At 59.9% G+C, this 18,081-nt stretch carries 18 protein-coding genes; 6 read left to right on the top strand and 12 right to left on the bottom strand.

All coding sequences use genetic code 11. The features are described from left to right. The first annotated feature begins 47 nt into the window (after positions 1-47). The 4 genes from B3605_RS15535 (at position 48) to B3605_RS15520 (ending at position 3,377) form a co-directional block, all read left to right on the top strand. Positions 48-539: a DUF305 domain-containing protein gene (locus B3605_RS15535; protein WP_296434933.1), complete on the top strand. Its 492-nt coding sequence runs from the start codon at positions 48-50 to the stop codon at positions 537-539. Positions 540-555: 16 nt separating this feature from the next. Continuing rightward, a complete protein-coding gene (locus tag B3605_RS15530) occupies positions 556-2,013 on the top strand; it encodes a YncE family protein (RefSeq protein WP_296434931.1) in 1,458 nt (485 codons plus the stop codon). Positions 2,014-2,085: 72 nt separating this feature from the next. Continuing rightward, positions 2,086-2,613: an RNA polymerase sigma factor gene (locus B3605_RS15525; RefSeq protein ID WP_113168385.1), complete on the top strand. Its 528-nt coding sequence runs from the start codon at positions 2,086-2,088 to the stop codon at positions 2,611-2,613. Beyond that, positions 2,610-3,377 carry an anti-sigma factor family protein gene (locus B3605_RS15520; protein ID WP_113168386.1) on the top strand — a complete coding sequence of 256 codons (768 nt, stop codon included), beginning with the start codon at positions 2,610-2,612 and terminating at the stop codon, positions 3,375-3,377. The genes B3605_RS15525 and B3605_RS15520 overlap by 4 nt, the downstream gene beginning before the upstream one ends. 39 nt (positions 3,378-3,416) lie before the next feature. Here B3605_RS15520 and B3605_RS15515 read toward each other — a convergent pair whose 3' ends face one another. Beyond that, positions 3,417-4,304, bottom strand: coding sequence for a LysR substrate-binding domain-containing protein (locus B3605_RS15515; protein WP_183795240.1), 888 nt, complete (start codon positions 4,302-4,304; stop codon positions 3,417-3,419). Positions 4,305-4,410: 106 nt separating this feature from the next. Here B3605_RS15515 and B3605_RS15510 point away from each other — a divergent pair, with 106 nt between their 5' ends. Together B3605_RS15510 and B3605_RS15505 are read left to right on the top strand one after the other, a co-directional pair. Beyond that, positions 4,411-5,664, top strand: a complete 1,254-nt coding sequence (locus tag B3605_RS15510; RefSeq protein ID WP_113168387.1) for an aromatic ring-hydroxylating oxygenase subunit alpha — start codon at positions 4,411-4,413, stop codon at positions 5,662-5,664. After that, positions 5,654-6,745, top strand: coding sequence for a hybrid-cluster NAD(P)-dependent oxidoreductase (locus tag B3605_RS15505; RefSeq protein WP_113168388.1), 1,092 nt, complete (start codon positions 5,654-5,656; stop codon positions 6,743-6,745). Before B3605_RS15510 ends, B3605_RS15505 begins: the two co-directional genes overlap by 11 nt. A 24-nt stretch (positions 6,746-6,769) precedes the next feature. On the opposite strand, the gene B3605_RS15500 is transcribed toward B3605_RS15505, so the two are convergent. The 11 genes from B3605_RS15500 to B3605_RS15450 form a co-directional block, all read right to left on the bottom strand. After that, positions 6,770-7,543, bottom strand: coding sequence for an MOSC domain-containing protein (locus B3605_RS15500; protein WP_113168389.1), 774 nt, complete (start codon positions 7,541-7,543; stop codon positions 6,770-6,772). Further along, positions 7,510-8,520, bottom strand: a complete 1,011-nt coding sequence (locus B3605_RS15495; RefSeq protein ID WP_296434960.1) for a GlxA family transcriptional regulator — start codon at positions 8,518-8,520, stop codon at positions 7,510-7,512. The genes B3605_RS15500 and B3605_RS15495 overlap by 34 nt, the downstream gene beginning before the upstream one ends. Positions 8,521-8,549: 29 nt before the next feature. Further along, complete coding sequence (locus B3605_RS15490; protein ID WP_113199775.1) at positions 8,550-9,548, bottom strand: 4-hydroxyproline epimerase; 999 nt, start codon at positions 9,546-9,548, stop codon at positions 8,550-8,552. Between the two features lie 8 nt (positions 9,549-9,556). Further along, positions 9,557-10,414: an ABC transporter permease gene (locus B3605_RS15485; RefSeq protein WP_296434923.1), complete on the bottom strand. Its 858-nt coding sequence runs from the start codon at positions 10,412-10,414 to the stop codon at positions 9,557-9,559. Next, positions 10,414-11,259, bottom strand: coding sequence for an ABC transporter permease (locus B3605_RS15480; RefSeq protein WP_296434921.1), 846 nt, complete (start codon positions 11,257-11,259; stop codon positions 10,414-10,416). Before B3605_RS15480 ends, B3605_RS15485 begins: the two co-directional genes overlap by 1 nt. Before the next feature lie 22 nt (positions 11,260-11,281). Beyond that, the gene (locus B3605_RS15475; RefSeq protein ID WP_296434920.1) at positions 11,282-12,373 is read right to left on the bottom strand and encodes a quaternary amine ABC transporter ATP-binding protein; all 1,092 of its coding nucleotides are present in this window, start codon (positions 12,371-12,373) and stop codon (positions 11,282-11,284) included. 85 nt (positions 12,374-12,458) lie between these two features. Then, complete coding sequence (locus tag B3605_RS15470) at positions 12,459-13,310, bottom strand: glycine betaine ABC transporter substrate-binding protein (protein WP_113199778.1); 852 nt, start codon at positions 13,308-13,310, stop codon at positions 12,459-12,461. 77 nt (positions 13,311-13,387) lie between these two features. Then, positions 13,388-14,734, bottom strand: coding sequence for an NAD(P)/FAD-dependent oxidoreductase (locus tag B3605_RS15465; RefSeq protein WP_296434959.1), 1,347 nt, complete (start codon positions 14,732-14,734; stop codon positions 13,388-13,390). Next, the gene (locus B3605_RS15460) at positions 14,731-16,248 is read right to left on the bottom strand and encodes an aldehyde dehydrogenase (RefSeq protein ID WP_296434917.1); all 1,518 of its coding nucleotides are present in this window, start codon (positions 16,246-16,248) and stop codon (positions 14,731-14,733) included. Before B3605_RS15460 ends, B3605_RS15465 begins: the two co-directional genes overlap by 4 nt. Beyond that, positions 16,241-17,155 carry a dihydrodipicolinate synthase family protein gene (locus B3605_RS15455; protein WP_296434915.1) on the bottom strand — a complete coding sequence of 305 codons (915 nt, stop codon included), beginning with the start codon at positions 17,153-17,155 and terminating at the stop codon, positions 16,241-16,243. Before B3605_RS15455 ends, B3605_RS15460 begins: the two co-directional genes overlap by 8 nt. Next, a complete protein-coding gene (locus tag B3605_RS15450; protein WP_296434913.1) occupies positions 17,152-17,868 on the bottom strand; it encodes a GntR family transcriptional regulator in 717 nt (238 codons plus the stop codon). The genes B3605_RS15455 and B3605_RS15450 overlap by 4 nt, the downstream gene beginning before the upstream one ends. Between the last annotated feature and the right edge of the window lie 213 nt (positions 17,869-18,081).

The following is an 18,081-nucleotide window of genomic DNA, read 5'->3' as shown; positions in this document are numbered from 1 at the left end:
ACCTCTGCCCGGGTGTCTACCTCAATGTAACAAGAAGGAATAAGCCGATGAACCTTTGGTCCTCCCGAAAGTCGATGGCTCTTGCTGCCACCATTCTCGCAACTGCGGGCGCCTGCGCCGCCTTCGCCAATGATCCCTCGCAGCACGATCATTCGGCGATGCAGATGGATGACGCCGGTCCTGAGGCGGCCTATCTCGCGGAAAACGACGCGGCCATGAACAAGATGATGGCGGACATGGAGGTCAAGCCATCAGGCGATGTCGATCGCGACTTCGTGGCGATGATGACGCCCCATCACCAGGGCGCCATCGAGATGGCGCTCGCCGTCCTCAAGTACGGCAAGAACGAACAGCTCAAGCGCATCGCGCAGGAGATTATTGTGGATCAACAGCAGGAGATCGCAGCGATGAAGCTTGCGATCGGCGATCCGCTCCCCCCATCCGAAGCGGCCCCAACCCAGGTCAGCCCGGAGACTACCCCCACCGGATCCACGCCCAGCAAGACCATGCAGGGCATGGACCCCAACATGAAGATGTAACCCAGAGGTCCTCCCAATGAACATTCGTACATCTTTTGCCGCCACCTTGCTGGCGGGCAGCATGCTATTGCCTTTCTCCGCCTTCGCCGGACAGGCGCCCTTCGCCGCCGCTGATCCGGACATTCCAGTCAGCAGCAAGGACCGCGTCTACGCCGCCGAGCAATTCTCCAACACCGTGTCGGTGACCGATCCCGCGACCAACAAGCTTCTCGGCGTCATCAAGCTCGGCGATCCCCAGCCCGGCAATCTCTCGCCGCTCTACAAGGGCCAGGTGCTGGTCCACGGCATGGGCTTTTCGCCCGACAAGAAGACGATCGCGGTGGTCTCGATCGGCTCGAACTCCGTGACCTTCATCGACACCGCAACAAACGCGGTGAAGCACACCACCTATGTCGGCCGCTCTCCGCACGAGGCATTCTATACGCCGGATGGCAAGGAAGTCTGGGTAACGGTCCGCGGCGAAGACTATATCTCCGTCATCGACGCCGCCACCTTCGAGGAGAAAACGCAGATCAAGGTGCCTGCAGGTCCCGGCATGCAGATCTTCTCGCCTGACGGCAAGTACGGCTACATCTGCTCGTCCTTCAATCCCGAGACCGTCGTCGTCACCGTCGCCGATCACCAGATCGTCGGCCACGTGAAGCAGGCAAGCCCCTTCTGCCCGAACATCGCGGCATCGCCGGATGGAAAACAGGTCTGGTTCACGCTCAAGGACGTCGGCAAGACCCAGGTCTTCAATGCCCAGCCGCCTTTCGATCTGATCCAGACGATCGATACCGGCCCGATCACCAACCACGTCAACCTCGTCACCAACAAGAACGGCAGCTTCGCCTACATCACCGTCGGCGGCCTCAACGAGGTCAAGGTCTTCCGCACCGACAATTTCGAACAGGTCGCGACGATCCCCGTCGGCAACCTGCCACACGGTGTCTGGCCCTCCGGCGACGGCACGCGCGTCTATGTCGGCCTTGAAAACGCCGATGCGATGGCCGCAATCGATACGCTGACCAACAAGGTCATTGCGACGATTCCGATCGGCCAAGCGGCGCAAGCCGTCAACTATGTGCCCAACGCCGTTCCTGAAGGCGACGGCATGCAGAACCTGCAGCCGCTCGGCACCGCAGGCGTCGCTGCTCATCTGACGCTGTCGGCAAAGGGCGACAAGGGCAACACGGCACCGACGAGCGTCACGCTCTTCGACCAGGGGCTGACGCAGGTGTTGCAGGCATCGGTGACGGGACTGGAACCGAAGACGATGTATGTGCTGGCGCTGTCAGACAAGGCGGATGGCAGCGGCCCCCTTCAGGGTCTGTCGAATTTCATGACGAACCCGGCCGGCTCGGCAATCGTCAACGCAGTCGGCCCGATCCGGCAGATCGTCGAATCCAAGCACAAGGACGAACGCAGGTATATCGTCGTTGCCTCATCGGTCGACGGCAAGCCCGGCAAGGTCCTGCAGGTGCAGGCCGATTGATGTGACCTGACTGGCACAAACCAGATGGTCCGCGGTTTGACTGCGGGCCATTCGCCCTCGAGGATTTGAGACATGGATGATCTGCTGACGCAGGTAGAGCCGATGATCCCGGCGCTGAGACGATACGCGCGCGGGCTGATCCGCGATCGCGAGGCAGCTGATGACATCGTCCAGGATTGCCTTGAGCGGGTCGTCACGAACTGGGCGCACCGACGCGATGCCAATGCCCGCTCCTGGGTATTCGCCATCCTGCACAATCTCGCGGTCAACAGGATACGCCAGGAGGCCAGGCGCGCCGGCCTCGTCACGATCGACGAAATGCCGGAAGCGACCGCGGCGGTCGATGCCAGCCAGGACAGCACCTTGTTCGGCCAGGATGTTCTTGCGGCCATCGAGCGGTTGCCGCCGGACTATCGGAGCATCCTACTACTGGTCGCAGTCGAGGACCTGAGCTACGCCGAGGCAGCGACGGTGCTTAACGTGCCCGTTGGAACAGTGATGTCACGCCTGTCTCGCGCACGGGAGCAATTGAGACTTCTTCTTGAGACCAAACCAACGAGCGCCAAACCTGTTGGTCCATTTATCCGGAGGGTCAAATGACGAATAGACCGATCAACGAAGATGACCTTCAGGCTTTCGTCGACGGAGCCCTCGATGCAGAACGGCACCAGGAGGTGGCTGCCTTCCTCGGGACGAACAAGGATGCCGCGAAACGCGTCTCAGCCTATCAGCAGGGTTCTACGGCGCTCAGATCGGCTCTGGGTCCGATCGCTGCCGAGCCTATTCCAAGCCGGTTGAACCTCGCAAACATCATCGAGAAACAACGACCCGCGAAGCGAAGCCGAGTTGCCCCGATGGCTGCCGCTGCCGTCATCCTGTTGGCAATCGGCGCTTCAGGCGGCTGGCTGTTGAAGGGCTACAGTATGCCTCCGACGGAAGGCGTCGCGGCCTTGGCGCAGGAGGCGTCGGCGAGTTACAGCGCGTTTGCCGCTGATCGCCTGCGACCGGTCGAGGTGCGGGCAGACGGCGGCGACGATCTGAAAAACCTGGCGTCCGCGACAATCGGTGGTCCGGCCATCATCCCCGATCTCAGCAAGGCCGGCTACCGGCTCATGGGCGGTCGCGTCGTCCCAACGCCACATGGATCCGGCCTCATGCTGATGTACGACGACGACAGGGGGAACCGGCTGGTGATGCTGACCCGTCGCATGCAGGTCGACCAGGATAAGCCGATGGTCGCGAGCGACCAGCACGACATTCGTGGATGGAGCTGGGCCAGTAACGGGCTCGGCTATAGCCTCGTTGGCGCAATCGGCTCGAAATATCTTCACACGATTGCTGACGAGATAAGATCACAGATCTGAGGTGCGGCCGTCGATCATGCTAACCAGTGCGTAGTCGGATCAAGCGTGCAGTGCTGCAGTCAGCCACGCCGCGGCCCGATCGATTGCCAACGTCCTACGAGACCTTATTGGCAAGACAACATTGTAACGGGCGCCGGAGGGGAGCCTCGTGTCATCGAACGGAACAAGGGTGCCGTCGTCCAGGAAGGTCTGCACGAGAAGACCCCAACCAAGCGCCAGCCCCTGCCCGCTCCTCGCGGCAAATACGGTTTCGGTGTAGTGGTTGAACCGCAGGGCCGGCCTGATCTCAAGTCGGACGTCCAAGCTCGCAAGCCAATTGCTCCACGAAAGCCAGGACCTGTCCTCGACATCAGTTTCGATCAGTTCGTCGGTCACTGCTAAAGGCCCGGGGCTGCGTCGCTTCAGGTAGTTCGGCGAGCACACGAGCATGATTTCATCGTCGCGCGACGCGATCGAGGTTCCGTCGTTGAACGGTGGAACGCCATAGCGAATGGCGATATCGATATCCCCATCGTCGAGGTTGATACGGCTATCTTGCGAAACAACGCGGATCTGAATTCCTGGGTTCTGCGATCGGAAGTCGGCAAGGCGTGGAAGAAGCCAGAAGGTCGAGAACGCGACAGTGGCACCAATGGTGACCACATCCTTCGCCGAAACCTTTATCGCATCGATCGTCTCCGCGATGTTTACGAAGCTTTGCGCCAATGAGGCGCCCAAAGCCTCGCAGGCGGCGGTGGGCTCGATGGCGCGATGCTTGCGAATGAACATCGGCACCCCGACTTCATCCTCGAGCAAAGCAATCTGCCGGCTGACGGCCGCCTGGGTAACGCCAAGCTCGCCGGCCGCCGCCGTGAAGCTTTTACGGCGCAGCACTGCCTCAAGCATGATCAGCGCCGTCAAGGACGGCAAACGTCTGCGAAACTGCATGCACCACCCATGCATTACATTTTATTATGCCAGCGTGAGAATTATTGCCGTTGAGAAGCAAGGCATGCAAGCGCAATCTCCGCTCAAACAAACATCAGGGGATATCATGCTAAACAAGCTCGCATCATCAATATCGTCACTGCTTGACGCTCGCACCAACGGTCACTCTCTGCCTGCCGGCCTCTACACGCGCGAAGATGTCTTCGAAGCCGACATCGACGTCTTCTTTCACAAGCACTGGATCTGCGTCGGTCTCGATTGCGACGTCCCGGAGCCCGGCGATGCAACGGTGGTCGATATCGGCAAGACCAGCCTGATCCTGCTGCGCGACGACGAGGGTGACATCCGCGTGCTGCACAATGTCTGTCGCCATCGCGGTTCCCGTCTGCTCAACGCAGGCAGCACGATCATCTCGAAGCTTGTCTGTCCCTACCATACCTGGACCTATGAGCTGACAGGCGAACTCAGCTATGCGCCGCACATGGGCAAGGACTTCGACAAGGACTGTCACGGGCTGAAGCAGGTCAATTTCAAGTCGATCGGCGGGCTGCTCTATGTGTGCCTCTCCGACAATCCGCCTCAGGATATCGACATTCTTGAGCGAACGATGATCGAGCGTCTCGCCCCTTACGATATCCGCAACGCCAGGATCGCGCACCAGACAGACGTCATCGAAGACGGCAACTGGAAGCTGACAATGGAGAATAACCGCGAGTGCTATCATTGCTCGGCGAACCATCCGGAGCTTTGCGTTTCCTTCGTGGATCTCGACTTCGGGTTCGATCCGGAGACGCTGAGCCCTGATGATCGCGCACAGGCCGAGGAACACTTCCGCCTTTACGATGAGCGAACGAGGGCATGGGAAGCAGATGGCTTTCCATCCGCCGCCGTCGAGCAACTGACGGATTGCGCCACCAATTTCAGGACACAGCGGCTGATCATCTCGGGCGCCGGCGAATCCCAGACCCACGACGCCACGGCAGCCTCGTCGAAGCTTCTCGGCCACATGACCAGAAAGGATCTGGGCGACACGCATCTGTGGGGGCACAATTCCTGGAACCATTTCATGGGCGACCACGCCGTGATCGCGATCGTCATTCCGCTGTCAGCCGGTCGGACCCTTGTGAGAACGAAGTGGCTTGTTCACAAGGATGCGGTCGAAGGCGTCGATTACGACTTCGACAAGCTGACCGATGTGTGGATCGCGACCACCGACCAGGACGCCGATCTGGTCGCGCGGTCTCATGCGGGCGCGCTCGATCCCGCTTATCGTCCTGGGCCATACTCTTGTTTTTCTGAAACCAATCTCGACAAGTTCGCGACTTGGTACATCGACCGGATGCGCGCAAATGGATATTGATCTGGTGACCAAACCGAGCGGCAGCACTGCAAGTCATAGCGTATGGGACCCGGAGCACGACGACACGCTCGTCTGCATCGATATCCATCAGGAAACCGCCGATGTGAAGAGCTTCACCTTCGCATCGCCCGACGGCAAGCAGTTCGATTTCCAAAGCGGCCAGTATTTCCTCTTCGACTTCCCGATGGGCGACGACGCGGAGGCGCGATGCTACAGCATCTCCTCGTCGCCGCATCGATCGAGGACCTTCACTGTCACGGTCAAGCGCGTGGTGAATGGTAGGGTCTCGAACTGGCTCCATGACAATCTGGCCAAGGGCGCGACTGTGAAGGCCCAGGGGCCATTGGGGCACTTCGTGCGCCCGCTCGCCGAATCCCCCAAGTTGCTCCTTCTGTCCGGCGGTTCCGGTATCACGCCCGTCATGTCGATCCTGCGCGATCTCGCCGACAGCCATGATCCGGCGGATGTCGTCTTCATGCATGCGGCACGGACACCGCTCGATCTGATTTTCCGCGACGAGCTGAACTGTCTCGCATCACGCATGAAGGGGTTGCGGTTACATTTTCTTCCCGAGACCGTCATCGGCGAGCCCTCCTGGCCCGGCCTTACCGGCCGGATCACGCCGGAGTTCATGAGACTGGCAGTGCCTGATATCGCGGATCGAACCCTCATGTGTTGCGGCCCCGCGCCGTTCATGGCCGCGGCTCGGTCGATCTCGTCTGAGCTCGGGGTTGCCGCCGGGAGCTACATCGAAGAAAGCTTCGATGCGGCGGTGATCGATGAGCCCGGACTTCCAATCGAGGAGGCCGCGGCGACCAAGACCTGGCAGGTCGAGTTCCAGAAGCAGAACCGCAAAATCGAGGTAAAGGGCGAGCAGACGGTTCTGTCGTCGGCGAAAAAGGCGGGTGTTCGTCTGCCGTCTTCCTGCTCGAACGGCGTCTGCGGCACATGCAAGTCGAGGCTAGTCTCCGGCTCCGTCGAGATGAACCACAATGGCGGCATCAGGCAGCGCGAGATCGATGCCGGCATGTTCCTGCCGTGCTGCTCGAAGCCGCTCAGCGATCTTGTCGTCGACAGATAGAGATCGCTGATGGAGCAGACGGCGTCAATGCCGAGACAGGAAGACGCCGTCTCCAACTCTCAACATTCCCGAAGCATCCGGGGCGCAATAGACGCCCATGTTGCGATTGCCGAAACGCATTACGTTTCTCAAGATTTCGGGGTCGTTAGCGATGCCTTCCTGTTCGATGATGGTGAAGCCGCATCGCTTCGTCGGAGCGATCACCTTTCCGCCAACCTCGCCCAGCCGTATACCCGCATCGATCCAGCCGAGTTCCTCGAACCCGCAAATATCGGGTTCCGATTGCATAAGGATATTGGGCCGGAAACGGCGGCGGTCGGGATTGCCGCCGGGGTGCAACGTCTTCAGACGGTCCACCGAGGCGGTGGTCAGAAGGTGTAGCGGCGATACGTCATACCGATCGAGCGCGAACGCATCGCGCCGGCTCGCTTCCAGCGTACGCTCATAGGGTCGCACGTCTGCATCGAAGCCTAGGAATTCGCTGAGGCTGGCGGCAAGGCCGGAGTCGTCGACGGATTGCCAATCGCATTCCGGCACAAGAATCTCGATGCCAGTGGCTGCAGTCCTCGACCTTATGAAGATAGCCTTTTGCCAACGTCTATCCCGCTCCGGATGCGCAACGATACCCGTTGCGCGATCGACTAGGGCATACCGGCGATCCCCGATCATCCCGGCGCTGGAGACTTCAACCTTGTCCACCTGTTCGCCTGTAACGGAACTGACGGGATAGCGCCAAAGCTCAGTAATGGCCCCAACTCGGTGCATCAGTTGGCTCCCGAAAGGGTGGAACGCAAGCATGACGGCGTCTGCCCGTATTCGCGTTTGAAAGAGCGGGTAAACTGTGAGGCTGTGTGAAAGCCGACATCCATGGCGATGTCGATCATCGGCAATTTTGTCTGCGCCAAAAGCACCTTGGCGCGCTCAAGCCGGACCTTTGCATAGGCTCGCGCCGGCGACATGCCCGCCTCTCTCTCAAAAATCCGCTCAAGCTGCCGGCGCGTAACGCCGACCGATGCTGCAAGTTGCGCGATCGGCATGTCACCGTCGAGATGCTGCTCCATCAGGATCATGACCGCCCTCAGGCGCGTATCTTTGTATTCCTCATAAAGCGGCCTTCGCGGCTGGACTTCCAGATGAGAGCGGGCCTTCTCGATCTGCAGCACCTCAAGCGCGTTTCGCTCCGCTTCGGGACTGATGTGGCGCCGGACGAGGGCCGCAGCCATATCGGCGGAACTGCTTCCTCCAGCGCACGAGCCTCGACGTCTGTCGAGATTGAATATCCTGTCGGAGCGTACAGACAAGTCGGGAAACCGGTCCCGGAAAGCCTTTGCGTGAAGCCAGCTGACGCAGACGTCGTGGTTCTTCATCATGCCGGCCTCGGCAAGAATGAACGTGCCGGTGCAAACACCGAGCAATGGGATCTTCTTGGCATCCGCCAGCTTTAGAAAAGCCACTGTCTCACGGTCGACAGGCTCTTCCCTGTTGAGCAATCCGCCAACGACAACAATATAATCGAACCGGCTGGGATCTACGAAATCCGACGTCGGTGCGACTTGCACGCCGCAACTCGAAGTGATGAGGTGACGCGTACTTCCAAGCACCTGCCAGTCGGCTTTCACTCGTCCGGACCGGTCCTGCTCGTCGCTTGCCAGACGCAGAGTATCGACGAACATTGCGAAGGCAGACAGCGTGAACGATCGCGAAAGAACAAAGCCGACCTTGAGCCGGTTGTTGCGAGCCTGGCTATGCTTGTCGTCATGGAGGGACGGTGTCATCAGATCGATCTCACGCGTGGTTTTGTCGCTCATCGGATCTGGAAACCATGCGCGAGCGGATCGCGATCATCAACAAAAATCGTATTGTGGCCAATAACGCGTGCCCATGCGCCGATGCTGGGAAGCACGCCCTGGAAGGCGCCGATTGCGACCGTATCTTCGATGCGCCCATCAAAGATTGTGCCGATCAGGCTTTCATTTCGGTAGTTTGCACCGACTGGCAGACGCCCTTTGGCGTGAAGCTGGGCCATGCGCGCGGATGTGCCCGTTCCTCCCGGAGACCTGTCGATGGCCTTTTCCCCGTAAAACACAGCCGACCGGCCGTCGGCACCGTCGCTGAGCGGCACGTCACACCAGATAGCATGATGCACACCTCTGATGCGGGGATCTTCAGGATGGACGGGATCAGAGACTCTGGAGAGCGCCTCACGAAGCCGTCGGCTATGCTCGACGATCTGAGTGGCAGTCATGCCATCGAAGCCTTTCCAGTTCCGCTGAGGCTCGACGACAGCGTAGAAATTCCCACCGTAAGCAATATCCACGTTGAGTACGCCAAGTTCCGGGACCTCCACCTCGACGTCGCTTTGATGAAGGTAGCTTGGGACGTTGTGCAACCTGACCGCGTCGACGAAACCGTCCTTGATGGTGTAGCTGACGTCAACTCTGCCTGCCGGCGTTTCAATCGCTACGGTTCCAGCTATCCGAGGCGTCACCAGGCCTTCCTCGATTGCAGCCGTTACGACGCCCACGGTACCGGCACCGCACATCGGCAAACAGCCACTCACCTCGATAAACAAGACGCCGAAATCGCAGTCGTCGCGATATGCGGGGTAGATAATCGCACCCGACATGACGTCGTGCCCGCGAGGTTCGAACATCAATGCACGGCGCACCCAGTCGTGATCCCGAACGAAGATCTCCCGCCGTTCGCTCATCGGCCGATGCGGCAGCATTGGCCCGCCTCCGGCAACGAGACGTACCGGATTTCCGCACGTATGGGCATCGATGCAAAAGAATGAATGTCTCATGGGCTGCCTCACTCAGCGGTCGGTCTAACGACAGTGTTGCGATCGAGCAGACCGCGGCTCAGCCGGTCCAGGAGAAGGGCGACGGCCACGATCGCGAGACCGGCACGAAGACCCAGGCCCATCTCCATTCGTGTCAGACCGCGTGTTACCTCGGCGCCGAGCCCTCCGGCTCCCACGAGACCAGCCAACACAACCATGGCCAGCGAGAGCAGGATGCACTGGTTGAGGCCGACAAGCAGCGTCTGTTTGGCCAGGGGAATCTCTATCTTCCAAAGCACCGAGCGCGGGTGTGCGCCAATGGCACTCCCGAGTTCCACGAACTCGCGCGGCACCTGGTTGAACGCCAACGTGGTCAAGCGCAGCATGGGAGGGATACCGTAGACGATCGTCGCAATGATCGCAGGCACGCGCCCGAGGCTGAAGATCATGACGGCGGGTATCAGGTAGACCCATGGCGGCACCGTCTGCATCACGTCGAGAATTGGCCGAACGATCGCCTCCAGCGTCCTGTGCCGCGAGCACATGACGCCAATCGGGAACGCGATCGCGACCGAGATCATAACGGCGACGGTCACGAGCGCGACCGTCTGCATCGACGCGGTCCATAGCCCGACGAGAAAGCAAAAGCCGAGGCAGAGCCCTGCCAGTATCGCTGCCCTGAGGCTAACGAAGAAAAACGCCGCGACGACGACGATAGCGATCAACGCATAGGGCGGAACCGACAGCAGTGCCGCCTCGATCGTCGAGAGGACGGCTTCGACCACGGTGCTGATCACAGCGAAAAGCGGATGCAGGTTGGTGTTCAGCCAATCGACCGCCGGAGCAAGAACGGCGCCGGGCGAAAACTGCAGGCTTGTGTCAGTCATCACTTTCTCCCCGTTCCGATACGAGCTGCACTCTGGGTGATGCGGTCGAGCACCATGGTCAGCACGACGATGGCAATCGCGCCATTGATCGAGGTGGCGATATCGAGCGTGCGGATCGACCCGTAAATCGTCTCGCCCAACCCGCCAGATCCGACGATGCCTGCGATGACGACCATGCCAAAGGCCATCATCAGGCTCTGGTTCACGCCGGCCATGATGCTCGGCAGCGCGAACGGCAGGCGGATCTTAAAGAACATCTTGGCCGGCGTCATGCCGATCGCTTCGCCGAGTTCGATGAACTCCTTCGGAGTCATTCTGATGCCGAGTGAGGTCAAGCGGATCGCGGGCGGAATGGCGACGATAACAGTGGCGATCAGGGCGGTGGCAGGGCCGTAGCCGAGAAGCGCAATCGCCGGCAGCAGATAGATGTAGGGCGGAAGCGTCTGGATGAGGTCCAGCCCCGGCTCCATGAAACGGTCGAGCGCCGTGAAGAAGCCGGCCGCGATCCCGATGGGGATACCGATCGCCAGCGCCATCACGGTCGCGGTCAGTACCAGGGCGAGCGTGCTCATGGTCTCCGGCCAGAGGCCCATCGCATAACAGAGGACGAGGGCGACACCGCTCAGAACCGCGAACCAGCGATTGACGAGCCGCCAACCGATCAGCGCCACAATGACGGCAACCACGTAGAAGGGTGGCAGTTCCAGCAGCCAGAGGATGCCGTTGTAGAGGCCTTCGAGAACGAACCGAACATAGTCGAACAGGGATTCGCCGTTGTCGCTCACCCACTCAAGGGTGGCGTCCGTCCATTCGTCGAAGGCATCCGTGAAGCTTGAAGTGTCCATTTGACGAAGATCCAGCTAGAGGTCAGGCCGCCGCGCGGTCGTTGTTGGAAGAACCCTTGACGCCCATCAGCAGGCTGCGGGGAGTGACAATGCCGACCACCTGTTCGTTATCGACGACCGCTATCGCATCGCGATCCGACTGCATCGTCAGCGAGATCAATTCGTCGATGTCGGCATCGGGCGTCGTCCTGACCAAGCTCGCGAGATCAGAATTCGGCTGAGCCTTCTGGAACTCGCTGACACTGTGCATGACGGAATGCGCCTTGATCAGATGCAGGCGCGAGATGCCGGCCACGAACTCGGCCACATAGTCGTCGGCCGGATTGAGAATGATATCTTCGGCAGTGCCCGTCTGGATGATCGCACCGTCTTTCATGATCGCGATGCGATCGCCGATGCGGATCGCTTCGTCGAGGTCATGGGTGATGAAGACCGCGGACTTGCCAAGCTGTTTCGTCAACTGCCGGAACTCGTCCTGCAGCTGCCGTCTGATCAGTGGATCGAGTGCGCTGAACGGCTCGTCCATGAGAATGATTTCCGGATCGGACGCCAGTGCGCGCGCAAGGCCGACACGCTGCTGCATGCCGCCGGACAACTCCCTGGGATAACGCTCGAGCCAGTCGGCGAGCCCGACCTTTTCGAGAGCCTGCCTGGCCGTATTGTTGCGCTCGATCTTCTGGATGCCCTGAACTTCGAGACCAAAGGCTGCGTTTTCAAGCACGGTCCGGTGCGGCAACAGCGCCACGTTCTGGAACACCATGCCGATGTTCTTCGCGCGCATCTCGCGAAGATCGGGTGGCGACAACGCGGCGACGTCGCGGCCCTTGACCAGCACCTTTCCGGCGCTTGGTGTGATGAGCTTGTTCAGGAGACGGATCAGTGTCGACTTACCGCTCCCCGAAAGTCCCATGATGCAGAAGATCTCGCCGCGTCGCACCTGCAGGCTGGCGTTGTTCACGCCGACCACACAGTTGAACTCCTGCAGCACTTCCTTCTTGCCAAGCCCGCGCTCGGCAATCGACCGCATCGCGGCGCCCTTTTTATCGCCGAAGACCTTCCAGAGAGACTGGCAGTCGATCAGGATTTCGCTCGATTGAGCAGCTTCGATTTTCATGGCGATCCCCTTGAGCCAATTGCGCTGGCTTCTCTGGTTGGCTGGGTAGACGTCGCCCGATCGGGATCGGGCGACATCCACGCGATCAGTTCTTCTTGATGTTTTCCCAACGCTTGATAAGGTCCGCATGGGCGCCGATCCAATCCTGGACCGCCTGATCCATCGTCTTGCCGTCCTTGACCGCGCCATTGATCGAGGTGATGTCGGCGATCGGCACGTAGACGCTGGCCATGACTTCGCGAGCATGTGGGTTATCGGCGGAGAAGCCTTTCTGGCCGATCCAGTAGTAGCTCTGAGGCGGAGGGAAGACGCCCTTCGGATCCTTGAGATACTTCACTTCGTACTTCTGGACCATCCACGACGGCTCCCAGATCGTGACGGCGATCCATTCCTTGCGATCGTAGGCGGACTTGAGCGCGGCCGTCATCGCAGCGGTGCTGCCTTCAACCAGCTGCAGCTTGACGTCGTAGTCCTTTACAGCGTTCGACGCGTCCTTCATCAGGCCCGAGCCCGGCTCGATACCGATGATCTTGCCGCCGAACTTGTCGCTGTTTTCGTTGAGCTGCTCAAGGCTGTCGATCGGCACGTATTTCGGCACCGCGATGCCCTGGTAGAGGCCGTGCGAAACAGGGGAGATCTTCTCGAGACGGTTCTTGTTCTTGTTCCAGTAATCCTGCGCGACATAGTCGGTCTGTGAAGCAAGAACCTGGATGTCGCCCTTGGCAAGAGCGGCGTAAGCGATGCCCCATTCGGAGAACTCGGTGACCTTGACGGTATAGCCGGCATCCTCGAGCACCTTCTTGGTGATGCCGGTGATCGGTGTCAGGTCCTCCCATGACAACGTGCCCATATTGATGGTCTTCTCTTCCGCACGCGCCGGAAGCATGCTCATTCCAATCATGGCGGCGGCGCACAGCGCCTTCCACATCGTCTTCATCGCTCTCACTCCTAGTTTTTGTTCCCACTTTCATTGAAGTCGCGCCGAGCGCGGGCCTCATATTGCGCGGCAAGGGTTCATCCCTCGCGGCCTGCACGCAATTCCTGCAATCGGATCACGCCATTGATGCCAAGCCACGCAAACGGCTCGGGCGGTATTCGTGACGGCTCCGGGTGATCCATGTATCGATTGAGCTCTTGGGACGTCGTCCCGGTCGCAAGATCAGCGGCCATGATGCCGGCGAGCGTGCTCTTCACAGTACCAAGCCCGTTCTCGCAACAAGCGGAGAAGAGCCCTTCTTCCACCTCACCGAAGGCCGGCGCATGGTTGCGACTAAGGCAGAGACGGCCGGCCCAGCTATGCTCGAAACCGGTCCCCGCCAGTTGCGGAAAACGTGCCTCGAACGAACGGCGATGCCCCTCTTTCATTTTCGCCATGCGACCTTCGCCGACGGCTACTTTCGTCTCATAGGTGTACTTCGTGCGGATGACGATCCGGGAGACACCATTCGCCGTAATCTTGCGGATCGTCGCCCCCATCGCATCGGCGGGAAGCAACGCCCAGCGATCCTTGCCTGAGGCCGGTGACCCGAACTCATCCGCGGGAAAGCTTGCGGTCATCGAAGCGTAGGCAAAGATGTGCATGAGCCGGCCGCCGAAATGGCCGAAATCGTCGATGTGGCCATTGACGCCCAGGATGACCTTCGGCGCAGTTACCTGTCCGGATGCACACGACGCGGTCCACTTTCCATCTCGCCGTGTGAGCGAGGTGACTGGTGATCGTTCGAAGATATCGATCTTGCCAGAGAGACCAGCGGCGAACTGGCGTACATAGTCGGCCGGCTGAATCAACACGGTGCCGGGTGTGTAGAGGCCGCCAACGTAATAGGCCGAACCGGTAAGCTCCCGCATCTCCTGAGCATCGAGGAACAGGTGCTTTTCGCCCGCAGCCTTCAGCGACTGTCCAAAGCTCGCGTTCAACTTCATTCCGCGGCTGGTTGCCGCGGCATTGATCTTGCCGGCCGGATCAAACGTCTCCCGCGACATCCCGTATTCTTGCGCCGCATCCCTGGCGAAACCGATTGCGAAGCGATTCTGGGCCATCTCGACTTGCGTCGCCTCGGCCCCTCCGCTGGAATACTCACCGGCCGAGAGGTTATGTGGGACATCGATCATGAAGCCCGAGTTGCGACCCGATGTGCCCTTGCCGATTTCACCAGCGTCCAGCAGGACGATTTTCTCGCCGGGCCGCAGCGCTTGCAGACGTCGCGCCGCCGAAAGGCCGGCGAAGCCGGCACCGACAATGAGCCAGTCCGCGGATACCGCACCTTCGAGCCTTCTTAGCGGAAACCGGCGTTCACTGATCGCCTCCCAACCGGAGACGCCATTTTCAACTGGCAGACGCCTCACGGATCCTGTTGTCATCTGATCGTCTCGTCCAGGGAGCGTTCGGAAACGTCGATCCAGATCGTCTTCAGTTCGCAATAATTGTCGTGAGCGAAGACCGACTTGTCGCGACCACCGAAGCCCGATTCCTTGTAGCCGCCAAACGGCGTGCTTGCGTCACCTTCGCCAAAACAATTGACGGTGACGACGCCGGCACGGATTTCCCGCGAAAGCTTGATCGCGTTCCGCAAGCTGCCGGTATAGACGGAAGCTGTCAGGCCGTAGTTGGTATCGTTGGCAAGCGCGATGGCCTCGGAAAGCGTATTGAACGAGGTTACCGACAGGATCGGTCCGAAGATTTCCTCCTGGAACAGGCGGCTTTTGGGCGTGACGCCATCGATCACCGTCGGCTCCACGAAAGCGCCGTCCTGCGTTGCGCCGCCATGGGCGACAGACAGCTTTTCGTTCTTGGCGTCGTCAAGGAATGACGTCACCTTTTCGAAATGCGCCTTGTTGACGAGCGCGCCGATACGGTTTTCCGGATCGAGCGGGTCGCCTGTTTTCCATTCCCTCAAATACGCACCGATGCGCTTGAGAAGTTCATCCTTCACCTTCGAATGAACGATCAGGCGCGAGGTTGCCGAGCAATTCTCGCCCATGTTCCAGAAGGCACCGTTGACGACCTGCTCGGCCACGAGGTCGAGATCCTCGGCATCATCGAGAACGACGGCCGGGTTCTTGCCGCCACATTCGAGCACAACCTTCTTGAGGTTGGAATCGGCGGCATAACGCAGGAAGCGACGACCGGTCGGCGTGGAACCGGTGAATGCGACCATGTCGACATCCATATGCAGGCCGAGAGGTTCGCCCACATCCTTGCCGCTGCCGGTGACGACATTGAAGACGCCGGCGGGAATTCCGGCTTCATGCGCGAGTTCCGCGACCCTAAGCGTTGTCAGCGTCGTGTCTTCGGCAGGCTTGACGACGACGGAGCAACCGGCAGCCAGTGCCGGGCCAATCTTCCAGGCGAGCATCAGCAGCGGGAAATTCCAGGGCAGGACGCAGCCGACGACGCCGATCGGCTCACGCACGATCATCGTCAACGCATTCGAGCCGGCGGGTGCGGTGTTGTCGTAGAGCTTGTCGATCAGCTCGGCATGCCAGCGAAGCGTATGAATGGTGTCGGGAACATCGACTGTCTGGCACTCGCGCACCGGCTTGCCGCTATCGAGGCTCTCCATCACCGCCAGTTCGTGGCGGTTGCGCTCGATGAGCTTTGCGAGCTTGAGAAGGACGGCTTTACGTTCTGCCGGATGCTGCAGGCGCCAGCGACCATCGTCGAATGCCTCGCGTGCTTTGAGGACAGCGAAATCGACATCCGTGCTGTCACATGCAGCAACCTTCGCAAGCGTTTCGCCGGTTGCCGGGTTCTTTGTCTTGAAGGTCTTGCCGGAGCTTGCGGGTCTGAACGTGCCATCGATGAAGGCGTTTGTCGGAAACTGGAGATCAGCGGCGATCGCCTTGTATTCGGCGGCGGTCAATGGATCATGCATGACGATTGGCTCCCGAGGTAATCTGTCCGACCGTGCGCTTCACAGTGGCGACAACGGTCTCAAGTGTTCTCTTTTCGTCGGAATTAAGTGGACGCAGCGGAGCGCGAACCGAACCGGCCTTGAGGCCAATGATCTCGCAACCATGCTTGATCGACTGCACGAACTTGCCGCACTCGAGGAAATCCATCAGCGGCAGCATCGCCGACATGATCGCGCGGCCCTTGTCGAAGTTTTTCTCGATGACGCAAGCCTCGTAGAGCGCGACATGTTCTTTCGGCAGGAAGTTCGAGCCGGCGCAGACCCAACTGCGCGCACCCCAGGCGAAGAATTCCAGCGCCTGGTCATCCCATCCACAGGAGAGCGCGATGTGCGGGAACTTGCGAGCCAGGAGATGGAGGTTCGCCATCTCGCCCGAGCTTTCCTTGATTGCGACGACATTCTTGGACTTGCCGACACGCGAGAAATACTCCTCGCCCATCATGACGCCCATGCGTGCCGGGTAGTTGTAGAGCATGATCGGCATATTGGCGGCGCGATCGACGGTCAGAGCGTGCACTGCGTTCTCCCTTTCGGTCGGCAGCGCATAAGGCGGCGTCGAGACCAGGATCGCGTCGGCGCCGATCGCTTTGGCGGCCTTCGCGTATTCGACGGAGTCTTCCGTGCGTGTCGCGCCGGTGCCGACGATGAGCGCAAGGCGATTACCGATGACATCCTTGGCATAGGCCGCGAGGTCAAACCGCTCCTGGCTGGTCTGAGAATAATATTCACCGGTCGAACCACCGACAACGATGCCGTGCACCTTAGCCTCGATCAGCGATTCCAGGACCGCTGCGAATGCTTTCCGATCGATCTGCCCGCTCTCGTCGAGCGGCGTTATCGCCGGCGTGTAGATCCCCTCAAACTTCACGATGATTTCTCCAGTGATTGCGTGGTCGGACCGCCAAGGCTTGCATCCGACTTGATGCCTTGTGGCGCGATGAACATTTCCATGTTCTCGCGTGACAGCTCCCAGTGCTCGAAGACAAGATCGACGACGGCGTCTTCGTCGTGAGCGCCGACCGCCTCGATGAAGCTGTCGTGATGCTCGACTGCCAGCTGCAAGCGACGCTTCATGTCGTCACTGCGAGGCCGGAAGAACGTGTGGCCGATGCGCGCGTGGTCGATGAGAAGGCGGCCTAGGCTCGGCTGCAGATAAGCATTGGCCGACATTTCGCCGAATATCTCGTGGAAACGGTTGTTCTGCAGCACCATACCGAGCGCGTCCTGATCGCTACTGGCCTTGCGAAAGCGCTCCTGCGCCTCCTTCAGGTCGGCAAGCTGCGCCTGCTTGAAATTCTGCACCGCCAGCCGTCCAATCGCGGCATAGACCATCGGCGCCACCTGGAAGAAGTTGCGAAGCGTCGTGTGGTTCATTGGAATGACGCGTGCGCCGCGGTTCTCGCGGATGTCGATGTAGCCTTCGCCCGCCAGCCGCCGAAAGATATCACGCACAGGCGTACGAGACAGGCCGTAGCGCTCGCTGAGCGAGACCTCATCAAGATCTGTGTCGGGATCGAGCTCCATGGTGAGAATTTGACGCTTCAAGTCCTCATAGAGGCTGCTCTTGACGGTTCTTGCCATTGCATAACTCCGAGCTTCCGAGTGCCGTGAGTTCAAGGATTGCACAGCGACCGGAAGGCGTCAAGCTATTGTGTACTTTGCGTACACATCAAGTGCATTCAAAATACACACTTCGCGAGCGACGCACGTTGATGCTGCGGATACAAAGGACCCCGCTCAGAAGATATTTTGGAGCACGTCCGACTGGCTCTGGCGAGACACGATGCCGCGGAG

This window comes from Rhizobium sp. UBA1881 (assembly GCF_002338015.1).
In the GTDB taxonomy this organism is placed as follows: Bacteria; Pseudomonadota; Alphaproteobacteria; order Rhizobiales; family Rhizobiaceae; genus Rhizobium.
Note: the sequence above shows the minus strand (reverse complement) of the source record. Positions and strands in the feature narration are given on the sequence as shown.